A 17,114-nucleotide genomic window follows, 5' to 3' on the forward strand; every position below is an offset into this window, starting at 1 on the left:
TAAATGCGGGGGCAATAAGTGATTTTCGATTTTCGATTTTGGATTGATTCCACGGATAAATCACGTGGCGGGTACCATCAAGAAATTCGCTTGTCAGCCTACTTTTACCAAATCCGGGTTAAAAACCCCGATCGGACTCAGCGCTTGCAACGGTTCAAGAGCAAAACTTTCGTCCGCACAGAGGGGGAGTGAAGAATAAAGGGGTAAAAATCCCGGATTTGGCATTAATTAATCAATCCGCAAATTGAAAGGCAAGCGAACGTAAATCCCCTGCGGGTCGTTCATCGACTTGATCGCAGCCAATTCCTCTTGCATTTTCTTAAATTCGGCAGTTAGCGGGTCGAGTTTGGCGGCTGGTTTCAAAACGTGAACGCCTGAAAGTCTTTCCAAAATTCGCTCCTCCAAAGTGCGGCGTTTTGGATATTCTTCCACCTTCCAATCGTCGCCTAGTTTAGCTTGCTTAGCAGCCTCTCTGACAGCATCTTCAAGACCGCCAATTTCATCCACTAAACCCAACTGTTTCGCGGCCGTACCAGACCACACCCTGCCTTGAGCAATTTCTTGTACCTGGTTTTTCGGCAGTTTGCGGGCGGTGGCGACTTTAGTAATAAATCGATCGTAAATGCTATCGACTCTCCTCTGAATATTCGCCAATTCTTGAGGATTTTTCGGGCGGGAAACCGTGTTAATATCTGCAAAGCGGGCGGTTTTCACCACGTCCCAAGTCAGGCCGTTGTTAGCAGCCAACTTTTCGGCGTTGAACCGCATTCCAAAAACGCCTATCGAACCGGTAATCGTATTCGGTTCGGCAAAAATGCGGTTGGAACCCATCGAAATCCAATAGCCACCGGATGCTGCTAAATTGCCCATTGAAACAATAACTGGTTTCTTTTTCCCCGTCAGCATTACTTCGCGTGCAATTACTTCGGCCCCCGTCGCGCTGCCTCCGGGACTGTTGACGCGCAAAACTACGGCTTTTACGTCGTCATCTTCTCGGATTTTCCGCATTGCTTGAGCGATGCGATCGCCTCCTACTTGAGTCGGGCCCCCTTCGCCGTCTACAATCTCTCCTTCAGCGTAAAGTATAGCAACTTGGTTTTTCTTGTCAGCGCGAGTTGAGTTTTTATTTTCAGCAATTCTCGCGTAGTTTTTCAAACTAATTTGCTTGAAAGATTTGTTTTCGCGATCGGTTCCTGTGAGTTTTTTGAGTTCTGTCGATACTTCGTCAAAGTATACAACTTTATCAACTAACTTGTTTTTGAGAGCTTCGTCAGCCATCAAAATTCCGCCCTTATCTGCAAGCGCTTGCAGTTGCGGCACAGTCACTTTGCGACTTGGGGCGACAGTTTTCAGGTATTCTCCCCACATATCTCCGAGCAACTTTTGAGTTTGCTGGCGATTTTCGGGACTCATTTTTGTCAGCAAAAACGGCTCAACGGCTGACTTGTATTTGCCGACGCGAGTGACTTGCACTCCCACGCCGTATTTTTCCAAAGCACCAGTGAGAAACATTGCCTGACTGCTAAAACCGTTGATTTCCAAAGCGCCGTAAGGATTTACGGCAATTGTATTAGCAACGGAACCGAGGTAATAATCTCGCTCATTCCAGTCCATCTGGTAAGCAAAAATGGGTTTTTTGGCATCTCGGAAACGCTGCAAGGCCGATCGAACTTCTTTGAGATTGGCAAACCCGCTGCTGCTCGAATTTGAGCTGCCTTCAAGATAAAGGCCAACGATTTTCGGGTCTTTTTTCGCATATTCGATCGTGTCTAAAACAGTCCGCAGCGTCACTGTATCGCCGGAATCTTCCGAAAGCACTTCTTCAATCGCCGCGCTAGTGCTGCGGCTCGGTTTGCTGTCGGTAATATTTAAAGAAAGGTCTAATACCAATACAGACTTATCTTTAACTTGCGGGCCTGAATCTTTAGACGACGATGCCGCCAGAGCAATTAGTAGTACCAGTCCCCCCAATCCGATGCTGCCCAGCAGCAACAATCCTAGGAAGGTTCCCAGTAAACTTGCACAGGTATATTTTAGGAAATCTTTCATTAGATAATTGGTAATTAGTTATTAGTCAATAGTCAATAGTCATTAGTTAGAGTATATCCGGTGAGAGTGGAATGATACCGAGACGAGCGTCCCGCTCGCACTGCAATCGGAATGATATTTTTCCGATGCCAGCGGAAACGATATTATGGGTAATTCCTGCAACTAGGATTTAGCAATTATCCTCTGTCGTAGTTATTAGCTAATGACTTTTGACTGCTGACTAATGACTTTTGACTGCTGACTCACTTTTATCTTAACCTTTCCAAAACCCCAGAATGTTTTAGCTCATCCAAATTACCGCAGCCCGTACAGAACATCACGGTGGCGATTTCTGCAATTAAAACCTCAGCTAGAAGGGCTGCGGCGGATTCCGATTCCGCAGCAGCTTGTAGAAACGGCCGCGCCAGTCCCGCAATATCCGCGCCAAGGGCGAGAGCCTTCGCTGCATCCAACCCATTCTGCAAGCCTCCAGAGGCAATCAGAGGAACATCCGGCGCTACGGCGCGGGTGCTGACAATGCACTCGGCTGTCGGTATTCCCCAGTCGGCAAAGGTTGCGCCCAACCTGCGCTGCTTGCCATCTTTAGCTCGCTCTCCTTCTATTTTCGCCCAAGAAGTGCCTCCGGCCCCGGCAATGTCGATCGCACCTACCCCGGCGGCGAGCAATTTCTTTGCCATTTTTCCTGAAATACCGTTGCCGACTTCTTTAGCAATAACTGGTACTGGTAATTTATCGCACAATTTGGCAATTTTATCTAGCAGTCCTTTAAAGTTAGTATCGCCTTCGGTTTGGACGCACTCTTGCAGCGGATTGAGGTGCAAAATTAGGGCATCTGCTTCGAGAATATCAATGATTTTTTGGCACTGTTCCAAACCGTAATTGTAGTTTAATTGAACGGCTCCGATATTTGCAAATAACAGAATATCTGGAGCGCGGCGGCGGACGGCAAATGTAGGAGCGAGTTGAGGATTTTCTACAACAATTCGCTGGGAACCGACTCCCATTGCTAGTTTGTATTCTTGCGCGACATCGGCGAGGCGATAATTGATTGTCTGGGCTAATTCTGTGCCGCCGGTCATTGAGGAAATTAGCAGGGGAACGGCTAGTTTTTTGTTGAGAAATGTGGAGGTTAAATCTATTTCAGTGCGATCGAGTTCTGGCAAACAGCAGTGTTCAAAACGGTAGCGTTCGAGGCCGCTGGTAGTTTCGCGAAATTGTACGTCTTCTTCGAGGCAAATCCGCAGGTGGTCTGCTTTGCGGGTTTCGGTTTGCGAGGGGGAGGTTAGCGGCAAGTTCACTGTGGCTATTTGGGGAAAGAGTTGTGATTTGGGAATATAGCAATTTTATTTCATTTTTGATTTTTTTTTATGAACCGCAGAGAGCGCAGAGGGCACAGAGGAGAAGAAAGGAGAGAGGTTCGCAAATCCTGTAAGGGTTGTTGTATTATCCAGGAACAGTCAGCGGCATTCCGTTATCTGAAGCTTTCAACTTGAGTAAAAAAGGAACTGCTTTTTGCACCCATGCTTTGACTGATGGGTAATTTGCCGCATCTTCTCCGAAACAAATGTCTAGCATATCGGTGTGAATTATCCCCGGATTCAAAGGAAATGCTGCCATACCTGCGGGCAATTCTTGAGCGAGCGATCGCGTAAGTCCTTCTATTGCCCACTTGGAAGCGCAATAGGGAGCGACTTCCGGCGAAGTTGACCTTCCCCAACCAGAACTAAAGTTGACAATTATGCCACTTTTTCGAGCAATCATTGCCGGGACAAAGTGACGAATTACATTAGCTGTACCTTTAATGTTAACATCAATTACCTGAGAAAATTCTTCGTTGCTGATATTCCAAAGAGGCGCGAGATGATTAGCTACGCCTGCATTATTAATTAACAAATCTGGGGGAGCATTTTTTGCCAGCATTTCTGTGGCCCAAGCTTTTACTCGATCGTCGTTGGTGACATCCAAACAAGTAAAATGGTGGGGCGCACTATATTTTTGTCGGAGTTTTTCCACCGCTTCGGAAGAACGGGCGCATCCCACAACTGTATGTCCCAATTCAATAAACTTTTCGGTCATGGCAAGACCTAGACCGCGACTGACTCCGGTAATTACAATTAATTTTGTCATAGATTTGCTCCAAGTTTGACATTAAGTAATACAATACATCTTGACCAAGAATTTCTTCATGTGGTACCCGCCACGTGATTTATCTCGCGCAAGTCAATCCAAAATCTAAAATCCTTGCGTCCCCCGAATTAATCTCGCGCAAGTCAATCCAAAATCTAAAATCTAAAATCTAAAATCGAATGACTGGTGAATTGACAAATCGATCGCAGGGAGAAAGCATGAAAGTAAAAGCAGCAGTTGCTCGCAGTGCCGGCAAACCTTTGAGCATTGAAACGGTTGATCTAGATGGGCCGAGGGCTGGAGAGGTGCTGGTGGAAATTAAAGCCACGGGTGTTTGTCACACTGACGCTTACACTCTTTCCGGTGCCGATCCAGAAGGCTTGTTTCCGGCTATTTTAGGCCACGAGGGAGCCGGGATTGTCGCAGAAGTTGGGCCGGGAGTCACGAGTGTCAAAGTGGGCGATCGGGTAATTCCTCTCTACATTCCCGAATGTCGCAACTGCGAATATTGTTTGAGCCGCAAAACTAACCTCTGTCAAGCAATTCGCCTGACTCAAGGCCAGGGAGTGATGCCCGACGGCACGAGCCGATTTTCCATAGATGGGCAGAAACTATACCATTACATGGGAACTTCTACCTTTGCTAATTATACAGTATTGCCAGAAATTGCGGTAGCCAAAATTCGCGAAGATGCTCCTTTTGATAAAGTTTGTTTAATCGGCTGCGGCGTAACAACTGGCATCGGCGCTGTCATCAATACTGCGAAAGTAGAGCCGGGATCTAATGTGGTAGTTTTCGGTTTGGGCGGCGTGGGTTTGAATGTAATTCAAGCAGCTCGCATGGTGGGAGCTAACATGATTGTCGGCGTAGACTTGAACCCCGACAAGCGAGAGATGGCGGAAAAATTCGGCATGACTCACTTTGTCAATCCCCGCGAAGTCGAAGGCGATTTAGTGCCTTATTTAGTAGATTTAACCAAAGGCGGCGCTGATTACAGTTTTGAATGTATCGGCAACATTAATGTGATGCGCCAAGCTTTAGAATGCTGCCACAAAGGTTGGGGCGTGAGCGTAATTGTCGGGGTAGCGGGAGCCGGTCAAGAAATTAGCACCCGCCCGTTTCAGCTAGTAACTGGTAGGGTTTGGAAAGGGACGGCTTTTGGTGGCGCAAAAGGCCGAACTGATGTGCCTAAGATTGTGGATTGGTACATGGACGGTAAAATTGATATTGACAGTCTGGTAACTCAGGTAATGCCGATCGACAAAATCAATGAAGCCTTTGATTTAATGCACAAAGGCGAAGTAATTCGCACAGTTTTGACATTTTGAAGGAAAAAGGAAGAAGGAAGAAGGAAGAAGGTACTCTTCCGCGCACCCAACATAACTTCTCTCTTCTCTCTTCCTCTGCGCCCTCTGCGCCCTCTGCGGTTAAAAAAAATCTAATTCAAAAATGAAATAGAATTAACATGATATCAGACTCCCTAAAACTGCACAAAGAACAGAAAAGTTTCCGTGGCAAACTCGGCTTTTACAGCCATCAATCCTCAACCTGCAACAGCGAGATGAAATTCGCAGTTTATCAGCCGCCGCAAGCTTTATCTCAACCCGTACCCGTCCTGTATTTTCTATCAGGTTTAACCTGCACAGAAGAGAACTTTATGGCAAAAGCGGGGGCGCAACAATTTGCGGCCAAATACGGGTTAATGCTGGTTGCGCCCGACACAAGCCCGCGCAATACAGGCATCCCTGGGGAAGATGACGATTGGGATTTAGGAAGTGGTGCAGGTTTTTATGTTGATGCGAAAGCCGCACCTTGGAATGCTCACTATCGAATGTACAGTTATGTGGTTGATGAATTGCCGAATTTAATCGCCGACAATTTTCCGGCGATACCGGAAAAACAAGGAATTTTCGGTCATTCGATGGGCGGACACGGGGCTTTAATTTGTGCGTTGAAAAATGGATCTCGCTATCTTTCAGTTTCCGCTTTTGCGCCGATTTCCGCGCCAATGCGCTGCCCTTGGGGACAAAAAGCTTTTGCAAACTACCTCGGCAGCGACAAAGAGATTTGGAGGGCTTGGGATGCTAGCGAATTGGTGCTTGAGGCGCAATACAACCGTCCGATTCTGATTGACTGCGGCACGGCTGATTCGTTTCTTGCTGATGGGCAGTTGTTGCCGGAAGTGTTCGCGGAAGCTTGTGCAAAAGCGGGACAGCCCCTGAATTTAAGGATGCAGGAAGGTTACGATCACAGCTATTATTTTATAGCTAGTTTTATCGAGGATCATATTCAATTTCACGCGGCTGCTTTGTGTGAGTGAACTTTAGTTTGTAGTAAGGACTTTAGTCCTTAAACCTAATTTCATTGTGCAGCGCACTCCAGGGGACTAAAAGCATATCAGCTATTTGCGATTGTCCTCTAGACCTGTAGATATCCATAGCTTTCTCAAAATCTTCAATTCCCCCCTGTAAATCTCCTGTTCCACTTCGAGCTGTAGCACGAATCATGTAAGCTTCTACAAAGTCAGGATTGAGATTTATTGCTTGAGTAAAAGCTGCAACTGCTTCCTCGTACAGCCCCCTGCGACCGAGGTCGAATCCTTGTTCGTAAAATTCTCGAGCTTCCATAGCATTTCTTAATTATCGATGTAGTTAATTCTGGAGCGTCGATATAGAAGTTTTTAAGCCGATGAAATAGAGCAGACGGGTGTAAGGACACGGCAGTCCCGTTGATGGTTTGTAGTGAGGAATTTAGTCCTTAAAAGAAGGACTGAACTCCTCACTACAAACGGTTAATTAAGATCAATCGGAAATACCCAGTCTTTATAATTGCTGTCGCGATTTTCGATAATCCCGGTTAGTTTGTCCAAAATCTTTTCGGTGATGGGTCGGTTTTTGGGCAAGTGATAGTTTTCTACTCGCTTAATTGGCGTAATTTTGGCTGCGGTTCCGCAGAGGAAAATTTCGTCTGCAATCAACAGTTCTGATCTATCAACGGGTCTTTCTATGACTTCAATTCCTAAGTCTCTGGCGATTGTGATTACGCTGTCTCTGGTAATTCCTTCGAGAATATCTTGCTCGAAACCGGGAGTAACTAATTTACCGTTTCTGGCGACAAATATGTTCATCCCTGAAGCTTCGCTGACTTTTCCCTGAGTGTTCATCATAATTGCTTCGTCGAAGCCGGATTCTACTGCTTCGGTTTTGGCTAAAGCTGAGGTGATGTAGGCGCCGCTAATTTTACCTCTTAAGGGCAAACTGCGGTCTTCTTGGCGGTACCAAGAGCTAATTCTACAGTTGACTCCTTCTTTGGGCAAATAGTCGGAAAGTTCTAATCCGTAGACAAAAAAGTCGGTTTCTACGTTGTGCAGTCGGGGGGCAATTCCTAAACTGGATGTGTAGATAAAAGGGCGGATATAAAATGATTTTGTTGGTTGGTTTTTCTGGACAAAATCAATAATTATTTGTTGGATTTTGCTGGCTGGTAAATCGCAGTTGAGGAAGCGGGCACTTTGACTTAATCTTTGACAGTGGCGGTCTAATCTAAATAGCAATATTCGATCGGCATTTTGGGGGTCTGGAATTCCCCGCAACCCGCCTAAAACTCCGGTTCCGTAGTGCAGTGCGTGGGTGGCTATGGAAATTTTGGCGTCGGTAAATGGGAGAAATTGGTTTTGAAAGTAGGCAATTGGTAGAAAACTATCCATGATTCAAGCTGGCGATGAGTTTGGCAGTCCGCGAGGAAAGCTGAATTTGGTTATATTACCATAAGTTATACCACTTTAGATTTTAGATTTTAGATTTTAGATTTACAAGGACTGATTTGATATCAGTTTGGCTCTGGTCAAAAGTTACCTTTTTTTGATTAAATGAGATGATTATTGTGTTATTCGAGGAATCGATAAAATAATATAAAGTGCGGTCATTTTGGTTGATAATTGTTTTGGGAAAAACTGCGATCAACTAAAAATAAAAATCAACCAAGGGGCAACTATGGCACGTAAATGTTTCATCATTGAGATGGGGATGGGTATAGACCAGCACGGGCAGGAACCGACTGTAGCCTGTGCAAGGGCTGTACGAAATGCGATCGCCCACAATGCTCTCCTAGGCGTCTGGGAAGTGGCGGGTTTGACTGACCCGAATCAGATGATTGTTGAGGTTAAGGTGGCTGTTCCTTACCCGGAACAAGTGCGGGAACAGGAGGTGTTGGCGGTGCTGCCTTTTGGCAGCAAAACTCTGATTGTGGAGCAAGGAGGCATGATTGTGCCAGGAAGGGCGATCGCCTCTCTGAATGATAAAAATGATGAAATGCTAATCGCTGTGGCGGCTGTGACTGTTTTTGTCGAAACTGAGGACTAATTAATTTGGTGTTCTTTGAATAAATCGCCAGATCGCACTTGCTTGTTTCCGCGATCGGGCGATCGAACGCCTGTGTGTAAAAAAATGATTAATTTAGGCTAAGTCTCGAATTAGGAAAAGTAGAGTGCGATCGGCTTTTAGGCGATCGGACTCTACCTCCTCTACCTGATATTACGGCTGACTGGTATCTGCCAACATTTGGTTAACCATTTGCAAGTGCGCCTGAAGGTTCGGCAACTTTTGGGTTGCCCAAGCCTTCAATTCGGGATCTTGTCCCTGTTGAGATTGAGCTTGAAACAAAGCAATAGCCTGATTGTGGCTGTCGATCATAGCCTGCTTATAAGCCCTGTCAAAACTTGTACCAGAGAGTCCCGAAAGTCGCTCCATCAAAGCTTTGTTCTGGGTACTCATTTCGGTTGGCAGTTTTACCTCTTTTTGCATTGCTAACTGCATCAATTCTTCATTAGCCTGGGTGTGTTCCTCAACCATTTCTTGCCCGTATTGTTTCACACTAGCACTAGAACCGCGCTCCACGGCTAACTTGCCGAGCTGCACTTCCATCATACCAATTTGACCTGCTTGCATGGCAAAGTTTTTGTCTTGGCTGCTGAGAGAATTAGGCGAAGTTTCGCTATAGCAATCCTAAATGAATTGTGTAATTTTTGTAGGGCAAACCCCCCGTGGTTGCCCCGATCCGTGGGGGGTAGGCACTCTTAGCACTACCCCTACATATTTGTACAACTGATGCGAGGATTGCTATATCGTGTCCGCTAACATAACCCCTATTAGCTGTGTAGTGAGGGCTTCATTCCTCAACTTTTGATGATAAGGAAGAATCCTCACTACCAACCAATTGCAGTGACGTTATTCTAGCGGGCATGATCTCATCAGTCATTAGCAATCTACTCATCACTTGTGATTAATGCTTTACGTTGATAGCTGTTGGAATCGCGGTGGTACACAAGTTAATCGAGCCTGTTAATCGGCTGGCGCATATCCCATTGCAATTCGGCTAAAACCAGCAAGCTAAATACCATTACGGTTCCCGTAAATAGGAAAGACCAACCGCCCGTGTAAGGCAAAATCAAAATTCCCACCAGGTGAAGTAAACTTGCGGCTAAAAGCGCGCGCGATCGCACTGCAAATCCAGTCCCCAAATACCCTATTCCGCTCATTCCCAACCACAGGGGACAGAGATTCGCCAATACTTTTCCCCAACTGAGAAAAATTGCTAAATCGGTCAGCAGCAATCCTAATAACATTAGTATTACCCAACCGTAAAGCACCCAAAGCAGGCGTTCTATTTTGACCCAAGAGTATGTCATGCTTACCATTGCGGCTGTACCTACGAGGCTGAGCGCTGACCACAAACCGGCTTGCAGCATCCAACTCACCGAAAAAAATTGTGCTGTGCCGAACATGGGTATTAACAGCAAGCTCCACAGCAAGCAAGTTCGATCGAGACAAGTATAAAATTGTGAATAAAATCGATCTTTGCCAAGGGGAAACTGAACCTGCCAAAGCCCTTCTAACTCCGGAACCTCGATGTTAAGCTGTTTCCGGCGCAGAGGCGGAACTGAACAATTAAAAAAGGTCATATCTGAAACTATTAAAATTTACAATTATTTGCTTAGGTACTATCTCAGCAGCAATCGCTCTAATTGCAATCTGTCAATCGGATTAATCTAGGTAATTGGAGAATCTGCCTGCAGTTATAGTTATTCGATCGCACCAGGTAAAACAGGAAGAGATAGATTGCACAAGTTGATTAAATAGCTCTTGCGACAGATGGCTGGAATATTACTGATTCGATAATTTTAAAATAGTTAACTTTGTTACAGAATTTATGCTCACTTCATCGCATCCTCTCAAACAGGTATTCCACTGCCCGGAAGAATCGGATTTTTACGCGCACTGCTTGGAAAGTTTAGTGTTAAATGCTAGTGACAATTATCGATTTATCGTAGAGTTTGGTTCAGGAGAGGGAAGTCCGGTTATTAAGTCTTTGCTGAGAAGTGATTTTGATGGGACGATACAGGGATTTGAGCTAAATAATGTAGCTTGGAAAATTGCTCAGTCTCAAATTAAGCAATATGAACTGAGCGAACGATACACCGTCAACAATTGCTCTTTTTTTGATTCGCCTTTATACGAGTCGGCGGATTGTGTCATCTCAAATCCCCCTTACTTGCCGGCGGTGGATGATAAGATTTACCAGCCTCTGTTGCACGGCGGGAGTGATGGTTCGACAATTGCTAAAAAACTTTTATCTTTGGGCTGCGATGAAGTTTTGCTGATGGTTTCTAGCTATTCTAATCCTGTGGGTTTGATCGATTATGCCTTGGATCGAGGCTACTCGGTTGCGAATTTTGAAATTGCACCTTTAAATTTTGGCTATTATAGCTCGGAACCGAAGGTGAAAAGCGCGATCGCCACTCTCAGAGAACAGGGAATGGCTTTTTATTCGGAAAATATCTATCTGCTGGCTGGAGTTTTGTTTAAGAAGCACCAAAAGTCGCCCAGAGATTTGTCGATCGAGCTAATTCAGTTAATGACAGCATTTTAAAATACAGGCCTGGTAGGTGCAAGATGCCTGTTCCACCATGGTCAGCAACAGGCAAGATGTCTGTTCCACAAAGAGTGTATTTCTTGTGGAACAGGCATCTTGCCTGTTCCTAAAAGGCTTATTGAGAACGGTGCACAATCTAGGGTGCATCAGTCTCTGACCCACCCTAGGATATAGCTGTTAATTCCGTTCTGCCGCTTGGATCGATCGCACCACAGCAGCAGCAGCCCGATCGCCGATCGACTTCTCCTGATCGTACCCCAACACCAGTTCCCAAGCCTCCTGCGGGTATCTATCAACCAGCGGGATCGCCACTTCATCCAACATCCACCGGCCATGACGTTCATCTTCTTTGATGTGGAGTTCCCAATAACCCATCGCAGCGTGCGAGAGGCCCAAACGCTGGGCGGCGGCTAGATAATTGCGGTAAGCCACAGGCCCCGCCACCTCAAAATATGTGAGTCCGCCGTTATAGCGCAGAAAATGGCGCTTGCGTTCCGTCAGCAGGAAGTTGTGATTAATACTTGCGAGCACTTCCCAAGGCACTAAATCGAAGTACGCTTCCGGTTCCGTACTCATATCGAATTCTGCCAGCATTTGAGCAAAAAAGGTCGAGTGCTTGCGCGGGAGGCGACCGCCGCCGTATTCTTCGATCAGCACTCGCGTAAGGGTGCACTGAATTTCGTTGCCGGCACCGCCGATGATGCGAGAAACACGGCTGGCTTCCACTAAACCGTCGAAGGAGGCGATCGCCAGTAGGTGTTTGTATCCCTCTTCAGTCATCTGTTCCCGCTGGTAGCGATCGAGCTCAGTTAGCGGAGGATCGACATCTGCCGCGGCGCGATCGCGCAGCGCTTGCTTGACATCCGGCAATTTTTGCAGCGCTGCAACGTCGATTTGTGCGATTTCCCACTGCTGCCAAGGTTCCTCAATGCGATCGCGCACGGAACGCAAATAGTGCGATCGCTCGTTATTGTAGCGGCGCAAATCGTCGTACCAAAACAAGTTGAGGCGGTTGATGCGGTAAAGTATGCGCTGCAAGAAGCGGTGAGCGGCCTCATCGCCCGGTTCCTGTTGGTAAGCTGCTTGAATTGCATAGGCGATCGCGCTTTCAAAATCGCTGACAAGTAACGGTTTTGCCGCCACCGTCTTGTCTAAATCCTCGACTTCTAGCAAATTGACAAATTGGCGATCGGCTGCTTCGTAATTTGGAAGTGCGGGCTGCTTTTTGGGAAGACTCGGCGAGTCGGAAGAAGGAAGTATCTCTAGGGTGTTTTGCATGGAATAAAGTTATGCTAACTCTAATTATTGTGGTGCCTGCCCAAACAGCCAACCGTTGCTGATTGCTGAGGATTATGGCTACTTTTCTTGAAGATAGCTAATCTGTCAGCACGATACACCTTTCTATTGATAGAGATTTGACAAAAATCTAATTGGTCACAACTGCCCCGATTCATTCCGAAAGCAGGGTGACTGACGGAGACTTTATCAAACTCCCCAAAGTAATTGGAGCTAATATCTGAGCATCTTTTGGAGCCGGCACTGCTTGCCGCCACGCTTTGATACCTCCTGAAAGGACAACAACATTCAGGCTAATATCCTTAATCTTATTTGATAATTTCAGGTAACATGAGATTCTCATTAATGTCGATATTTATACTATATCCGGGTTTACAACCCCCGTTCTTGTCATTGTTCACTGCGTGAAGCAATCGCAAACATTCTGCTTCTAGACAGAATGTTTTACATGAGCGGTTTTCAGACGAGTAAGCGTATTAATTTTTTGTCAGTAGGAGAGCGCCAAATAAAACCATCGATTTTTTAATTTTTTGAGGTTCACGAAAGGATGTTTTTGTTTACGTATAAAAAAGGAAATTTTCCGTTCATCGCTGTCTGAGCGATAGATGAAATAGCGAGTTCCGTCTCCGAATCCCATAGTGCTATGAATAAAGATAACTTCCAGCACTCCGCCCTTTGCGATCGCCCTGACTTCTCCTCCCCGCGACAGCCCTTTAAATTTTTCAGGTAAACTAATTTTTATTCCCCGATTATAATCGTCTGTTGAACTTTGTTTCTCTCCTTTTAATTGCCCTGAATGAATTAGAGCGACGATTTCTTCTCGGTGTTTGACATAAGCATTAAAGTTATTCACTGGATTCTCGTGGTATAAAGCCTGGTTGAATCCAATCATCAGAAGCAATAAACTAGAAAAAAGGATCGATGTCTGACATAAAGCTAGTCTGCTGTAATTTCGCCACAGGTTTTTAATATCTCGTACCAACTTCCTAGTAGCGATCGCTGCTATGAAAGTAGCAGGTAAAATTAAAAATCCCAAATCCAGGAACGTCATTGGCAAATTAATTTTTGGCAAAACTGGAAAATAAGAAATTGTAAAAAATATAGTGAACCCAGAAATAAGTAGGCTTACTATCACAGAGGAAATATTGGGTGTGTTGGCTTTGCGAGCTTTTCTGTCAGCGGTGAATTCAAGACGGTGTAAGTTTCTCATAGTCTCATCTTTTTCGCTCGATGTCTCTATTAAATCAGGTGGCTATTTGAGAACTTGAGTGAGTTCTCATCGACTTCTCATCGACTTTTCCAGGAGTTACGCAACGCAGACCTGTGACAGAAACCGGGTTTCTGGCCAAGACTTTGCAATCAACCTGAGATTTTTGCTCAGAAACCCGGTTTCTCTGGAGTTATCGCAGGGTTAGAAACCGGGTTTGTGGCCAAGACTTTGCAATAAACCCAATGTTTTTTGTCAGAAACCCGGTTTCTCTGGGCTTATAGCCGATCGCCAAAATACTCCTGATACAACCGACATCTCGGAATGCAATGATTTCCATCCAATTTCACCAACCCCATACTATTTAACTTAAACCCCAATTCAGACCTCAATCTAACTGGCTGGGAAACACTCACAATCTCTCTCATCGCCTCCATTAATTCCGAGTATTTCTCTAAATTCCATAAATGCCGCCGCAAATGATCGCTATAAATTCCCGCTTCAGTTGCAGATTCTTTCACTAACCGATCTAAAGTCACATCTTGACGGGAAATATGATACATTCCTAGGCGCACTAAATAAGGATTTCCGCCCACTAACCCCATCACTTCTCCAACTTCATTCCCACTCCAATTCAATCCGTGCCGTTTAGCCAAATCTTGCACTTGCTGCGAATTAAACTCAGGCAAATCAATGGGCAACCCTACATTAAACGGCGATTTATTCACATCCAGCGGGATATAAACTTCCGTCGAATGCACCACAATCAAACGAAACTTTTTCCAAATATCTCGCCGTTTTGCTTCTTCATGCAAAGCTCGCAATAACCCAAAAAAATCATCGGCAATTTCCGGCGATTCAAACAGGCGATCGCTCTCATCCAAGCCTAACGTCAGAGGTTTTGAGGATTCTGACAGCAAATACTGTTCAAAATAAGCCTTGCAGCACTGATTACTGCCAATTAAATCGGCTAATTCCCAACACTTGGGCAACTGCTCCAGCATTCCTAGCTCTTGACCGATGCTAGCACAAAACCACTGCAAAAATGTATCTGAATTAGCGAATATTTTACGATTGGCTAGCTGAAAACTCAGCGCTACCGTGCGAGAACCTTGCTGTTCTGCGTGATGCAAAATCCTCGCCATCAAAGAAGTTTTGCCCATTTGTCTGGGTGCTTTTATGCGGATGAGCGCTCCCGGTTGGGCGATCGTCTCGTAACAGCGGGATTCGATCGGAGGGCGATCTATATAAAAACAAGAAGTGAGTTCAACTTGTCCTCCCGGCAATTCTGGCGGCGCGGCTGGCAGGGGTTGAATTATTGACTGTTTTGTGCTAGTAATTACTTGCCATTCTACAGCTAATTCATGGTCGGCAGTTAACGATGTGCGACCTTCTTTGATAATGGTTAAAATTTGTGATATTAACTTAAATGACTCGCCAACACCGCGCCACAGCCAGGGCTGAATTCCTGCTAAATAGCTCAGTAAATCAAAGGAAAGCGGTGTATTTAATTCAACTAAAATCGGTAGAATTGCGGGTTTGTGAGCAGTTAGATTGTGTAATTCCTTGGCTAGCTGCACTTGTTCCAATACCATTTCGCTAGCGGCCGATTCTTCCGAAATCAGCAACAGCAAATAATCGCAACGCTTTAGATATGAGGCTGAGTCGCTGCTGTTGTTAATAAAAAAGACTTCGTGGCCTCCCGCACTCAAAGCTTGGTGTAACTGCTGGGAAAGGGTTTTGTGTGAGGTCGATCGGACGATCGCCACTGTGGCCCTCACCAGCACTACCTCCTCTGGCTCTGAATTCGCCTCAAAATCGGCTATATCGCGCCATTCCTGCCCCAATCCGCGACAAATTTCAATGAAATTGGCATAATCCACAGGTTTGCCATTCAGAAAATGGCTGACAGTAGATTGCGCCATCCCTAAATCCTCAGCCAGGATTTTTTGACTGGGGAAGCCATTTCTCAGGAGACAGGATTTAACTGCGCGAATGCACTCTTCGCGCACCCTTAGCGATCGTGGCATTGCTTATCACAATCAAAACACTGAAACCATCATAAATGCCAACCGTCCCTAAAGTCGATGAAAAGTCGATGAAAAGTCGATGAATTTTCAAATAACTCAGTCGCAAACTCAAATAGCCACCTGATTAGATTAGAAATAACAAGGTTGAATCCCATCAAAACGAGGTAAAAGCATTGTGTATTCTATCCTAATTTGGTCGCTGGCGTCAGCCACTAATCAACCAGGTTTCGCCTTCACCCCGCCCCTATTCTGGTTGCTGATCGGAGTTGTGCTTAGTGCGATGGAGCTATTAATCATCAAAACTCAGCCCCAAAAATACAGATTTTACCTGCTAATGATGGGAGCTTCGGCTGTAATTGAATCATTTATTTTGTGGAGAGGATCGGTAGCATTTCAGTTTAGTTGGGCGAACATAATGTATGAAGATTTTGACTGGCAAATCTTCTACTGGATGGGGATAGCCCTCGCGCTGAGCATCTGGATTCGACCAATTTTTATTGTTCGCAAAAAGTTTGTGATTCCCGAAGCCACGGAAGCGACAACAATCTCCGAAATTTTCCCCGGAGAAACCGGAATGGTGATTTATGAAGGGGCTTCGTGGAAAGCTCGCAATGAAGATTCCCAAGGGGCGATCGCACCCAGACAAAAAGTTTACGTTTTGCGCCGCGAAGGAAACACGCTGATTGTTGTACCTGACAGATTAATCCACATCAACGGCTAAATCTGAGTTCTTTTATGACTAGACGATTGAAATCGCTTCTTGCCAAACAAAGTCCCTCTATAAGAGACTAAGAAATCCCTATCAACTGTCAACTGTCAACTGCCAACTATTTACCAGGAGATTCACTATGTATCACTATTTTTTGACGGTATTGTTTGCCATCACCGGAGTATCCTTAGCCAGCAGTGTAAAAATCGTCCGTCAAGGAGATGAGGCGTTAGTTGAAATTTTCGGAAAGTACGATCGAAAAAAACTCGAACCGGGTATAACCTTTTTGATTCCCTTTGTCGAGCAAGTCGCCTATAAACAAACTCTGCGCGAGCAAATTTTAAACTTGCCACCGCAAGAATGCACAACGCGCGATCGGGTTGCCGTCACCGTTGATTTTATTGTGTACTGGCGAATCATTGACTTAGAAAAAGCTTCCTACAAAGTGCAGAATCTCAAGGAAGCGATGTTAAATATGCTGATTCTTTCAATTCGGACTCACCTTGCTAAATTATCTGTTGAGGAACTCTACACGGCTCGACATGAGATTAATAATGCTTTAGTGGAAGAGTTGGATACAACGACAGATCCTTGGGGTGTGAAGTTTACGAGAGTGGAATTGCGCGATTTTGCGATCGGCAGTAAAGTGATTCAGCCCACATCCATTGACAGGAAAGAGGTACAAAAGCTGCGAGCTTAAAGATTAGTATTTCCTCATTTTCATTGTTACCAGGCTCTTCCTGGTAACGCAGATCCAGAGGCTGTG

The 17,114-nt window shown here is 45.4% G+C and carries 16 protein-coding genes and 1 pseudogene; 6 read left to right on the top strand and 11 right to left on the bottom strand.

Annotated elements, in window-relative coordinates; translation table 11 throughout:
* Window positions 1–228: 228 nt before the first annotated feature.
* The 3 genes from sppA to QUA88_RS02680 all read right to left on the bottom strand — a co-directional run bounded on the left by sppA (window position 229) and on the right by QUA88_RS02680 (window position 4,176).
* Window positions 229–2,049: a signal peptide peptidase SppA gene (gene sppA / locus QUA88_RS02670; protein ID WP_333052823.1), complete on the bottom strand. Its 1,821-nt coding sequence runs from the start codon at window positions 2,047–2,049 to the stop codon at window positions 229–231.
* 248 nt (window positions 2,050–2,297) lie between these two features.
* Complete coding sequence (fni, locus tag QUA88_RS02675) at window positions 2,298–3,347, bottom strand: type 2 isopentenyl-diphosphate Delta-isomerase (protein ID WP_333052824.1); 1,050 nt, start codon at window positions 3,345–3,347, stop codon at window positions 2,298–2,300.
* 145 nt (window positions 3,348–3,492) lie between these two features.
* Window positions 3,493–4,176 carry an SDR family NAD(P)-dependent oxidoreductase gene (locus QUA88_RS02680; RefSeq protein WP_333052826.1) on the bottom strand — a complete coding sequence of 228 codons (684 nt, stop codon included), beginning with the start codon at window positions 4,174–4,176 and terminating at the stop codon, window positions 3,493–3,495.
* 218 nt (window positions 4,177–4,394) lie between these two features.
* Here QUA88_RS02680 and QUA88_RS02685 point away from each other — a divergent pair, with 218 nt between their 5' ends.
* Window positions 4,395–5,504, top strand: a complete 1,110-nt coding sequence (locus QUA88_RS02685) for an S-(hydroxymethyl)glutathione dehydrogenase/class III alcohol dehydrogenase (RefSeq protein WP_333052929.1) — start codon at window positions 4,395–4,397, stop codon at window positions 5,502–5,504.
* Between the two features lie 137 nt (window positions 5,505–5,641).
* A complete protein-coding gene (gene fghA, locus QUA88_RS02690) occupies window positions 5,642–6,496 on the top strand; it encodes an S-formylglutathione hydrolase (protein WP_333211947.1) in 855 nt (284 codons plus the stop codon).
* 22 nt (window positions 6,497–6,518) lie between these two features.
* Here the strand turns inward: fghA and QUA88_RS02695 are convergent, their stop codons facing one another.
* Window positions 6,519–6,803: a tetratricopeptide repeat protein gene (locus tag QUA88_RS02695; protein ID WP_333052830.1), complete on the bottom strand. Its 285-nt coding sequence runs from the start codon at window positions 6,801–6,803 to the stop codon at window positions 6,519–6,521.
* Between the two features lie 164 nt (window positions 6,804–6,967).
* On the bottom strand, window positions 6,968–7,882 hold the full coding sequence (locus QUA88_RS02700; protein WP_333052831.1) for a branched-chain amino acid transaminase: 915 nt from the start codon (window positions 7,880–7,882) through the stop codon (window positions 6,968–6,970).
* Window positions 7,883–8,168: 286 nt separating this feature from the next.
* Between QUA88_RS02700 and QUA88_RS02705 the strand changes: the two genes are divergently transcribed.
* Window positions 8,169–8,537: a Lin0512 family protein gene (locus tag QUA88_RS02705; RefSeq protein WP_333270096.1), complete on the top strand. Its 369-nt coding sequence runs from the start codon at window positions 8,169–8,171 to the stop codon at window positions 8,535–8,537.
* 171 nt (window positions 8,538–8,708) lie between these two features.
* Here QUA88_RS02705 and QUA88_RS02710 read toward each other — a convergent pair.
* A pseudogene (locus tag QUA88_RS02710) lies at window positions 8,709–9,128 on the bottom strand (DUF4142 domain-containing protein); the annotation flags it as partial.
* Between the two features lie 374 nt (window positions 9,129–9,502).
* Window positions 9,503–10,135: a hypothetical protein gene (locus tag QUA88_RS02715; RefSeq protein ID WP_333052835.1), complete on the bottom strand. Its 633-nt coding sequence runs from the start codon at window positions 10,133–10,135 to the stop codon at window positions 9,503–9,505.
* A 248-nt stretch (window positions 10,136–10,383) separates the two neighbouring features.
* On the opposite strand from QUA88_RS02715, the gene QUA88_RS02720 reads away from it, so the two are divergent.
* Complete coding sequence (locus QUA88_RS02720; protein ID WP_333270099.1) at window positions 10,384–11,103, top strand: SAM-dependent methyltransferase; 720 nt, start codon at window positions 10,384–10,386, stop codon at window positions 11,101–11,103.
* A 180-nt stretch (window positions 11,104–11,283) separates the two neighbouring features.
* Here QUA88_RS02720 and QUA88_RS02725 read toward each other — a convergent pair whose 3' ends face one another.
* From QUA88_RS02725 to QUA88_RS02740, 4 genes are all read right to left on the bottom strand, one after another.
* Entirely contained in the window at window positions 11,284–12,384 is a 1,101-nt protein-coding gene (locus QUA88_RS02725; RefSeq protein WP_333233582.1) for an iron-containing redox enzyme family protein, read from the bottom strand.
* A gap of 172 nt (window positions 12,385–12,556) precedes the next feature.
* Window positions 12,557–12,745, bottom strand: a complete 189-nt coding sequence (locus QUA88_RS02730) for a hypothetical protein (RefSeq protein ID WP_333052839.1) — start codon at window positions 12,743–12,745, stop codon at window positions 12,557–12,559.
* A 144-nt stretch (window positions 12,746–12,889) separates the two neighbouring features.
* A complete protein-coding gene (locus tag QUA88_RS02735; protein ID WP_333211940.1) occupies window positions 12,890–13,453 on the bottom strand; it encodes a hypothetical protein in 564 nt (187 codons plus the stop codon).
* A 434-nt stretch (window positions 13,454–13,887) separates the two neighbouring features.
* Window positions 13,888–15,639 (bottom strand): AAA-like domain-containing protein, encoded by a 1,752-nt coding sequence (locus tag QUA88_RS02740; protein ID WP_333270103.1) that lies wholly within the window; start codon window positions 15,637–15,639, stop codon window positions 13,888–13,890.
* Between the two features lie 175 nt (window positions 15,640–15,814).
* On the opposite strand from QUA88_RS02740, the gene QUA88_RS02745 reads away from it, so the two are divergent.
* Together QUA88_RS02745 and QUA88_RS02750 are read left to right on the top strand one after the other, a co-directional pair.
* On the top strand, window positions 15,815–16,360 hold the full coding sequence (locus tag QUA88_RS02745) for an NfeD family protein (protein WP_333211936.1): 546 nt from the start codon (window positions 15,815–15,817) through the stop codon (window positions 16,358–16,360).
* 127 nt (window positions 16,361–16,487) lie between these two features.
* Window positions 16,488–17,048, top strand: coding sequence for an SPFH domain-containing protein (locus tag QUA88_RS02750; RefSeq protein ID WP_333270106.1), 561 nt, complete (start codon window positions 16,488–16,490; stop codon window positions 17,046–17,048).
* Window positions 17,049–17,114: the final 66 nt, after the last annotated feature.

The organism is Microcoleus sp. D3_18_C2 (assembly GCF_036702395.1).
In the GTDB taxonomy this organism is placed as follows: Bacteria; Cyanobacteriota; Cyanobacteriia; order Cyanobacteriales; family Microcoleaceae; genus Microcoleus.

What these genes read in the sequence shown, in the direction of transcription:
- sppA (WP_333052823.1), bottom strand. Translation starts at nt 2,049, where the DNA reads ATGAAAGATTTCCTAAAATATACCTGTGCAAGTTTACTGGGAACCTTC.
- QUA88_RS02680 (WP_333052826.1), bottom strand. Translation starts at nt 4,176, where the DNA reads ATGACAAAATTAATTGTAATTACCGGAGTCAGTCGCGGTCTAGGTCTT.
- QUA88_RS02685 (WP_333052929.1), top strand. Translation starts at nt 4,395, where the DNA reads ATGAAAGTAAAAGCAGCAGTTGCTCGCAGTGCCGGCAAACCTTTGAGC.
- fghA (WP_333211947.1), top strand. Translation starts at nt 5,642, where the DNA reads ATGATATCAGACTCCCTAAAACTGCACAAAGAACAGAAAAGTTTCCGT.
- QUA88_RS02695 (WP_333052830.1), bottom strand. Translation starts at nt 6,803, where the DNA reads ATGGAAGCTCGAGAATTTTACGAACAAGGATTCGACCTCGGTCGCAGG.
- QUA88_RS02700 (WP_333052831.1), bottom strand. Translation starts at nt 7,882, where the DNA reads ATGGATAGTTTTCTACCAATTGCCTACTTTCAAAACCAATTTCTCCCA.
- QUA88_RS02705 (WP_333270096.1), top strand. Translation starts at nt 8,169, where the DNA reads ATGGCACGTAAATGTTTCATCATTGAGATGGGGATGGGTATAGACCAG.
- QUA88_RS02715 (WP_333052835.1), bottom strand. Translation starts at nt 10,135, where the DNA reads ATGACCTTTTTTAATTGTTCAGTTCCGCCTCTGCGCCGGAAACAGCTT.
- QUA88_RS02720 (WP_333270099.1), top strand. Translation starts at nt 10,384, where the DNA reads ATGCTCACTTCATCGCATCCTCTCAAACAGGTATTCCACTGCCCGGAA.
- QUA88_RS02725 (WP_333233582.1), bottom strand. Translation starts at nt 12,384, where the DNA reads ATGCAAAACACCCTAGAGATACTTCCTTCTTCCGACTCGCCGAGTCTT.
- QUA88_RS02730 (WP_333052839.1), bottom strand. Translation starts at nt 12,745, where the DNA reads ATGAGAATCTCATGTTACCTGAAATTATCAAATAAGATTAAGGATATT.
- QUA88_RS02735 (WP_333211940.1), bottom strand. Translation starts at nt 13,453, where the DNA reads ATGACGTTCCTGGATTTGGGATTTTTAATTTTACCTGCTACTTTCATA.
- QUA88_RS02740 (WP_333270103.1), bottom strand. Translation starts at nt 15,639, where the DNA reads ATGCCACGATCGCTAAGGGTGCGCGAAGAGTGCATTCGCGCAGTTAAA.
- QUA88_RS02750 (WP_333270106.1), top strand. Translation starts at nt 16,488, where the DNA reads ATGTATCACTATTTTTTGACGGTATTGTTTGCCATCACCGGAGTATCC.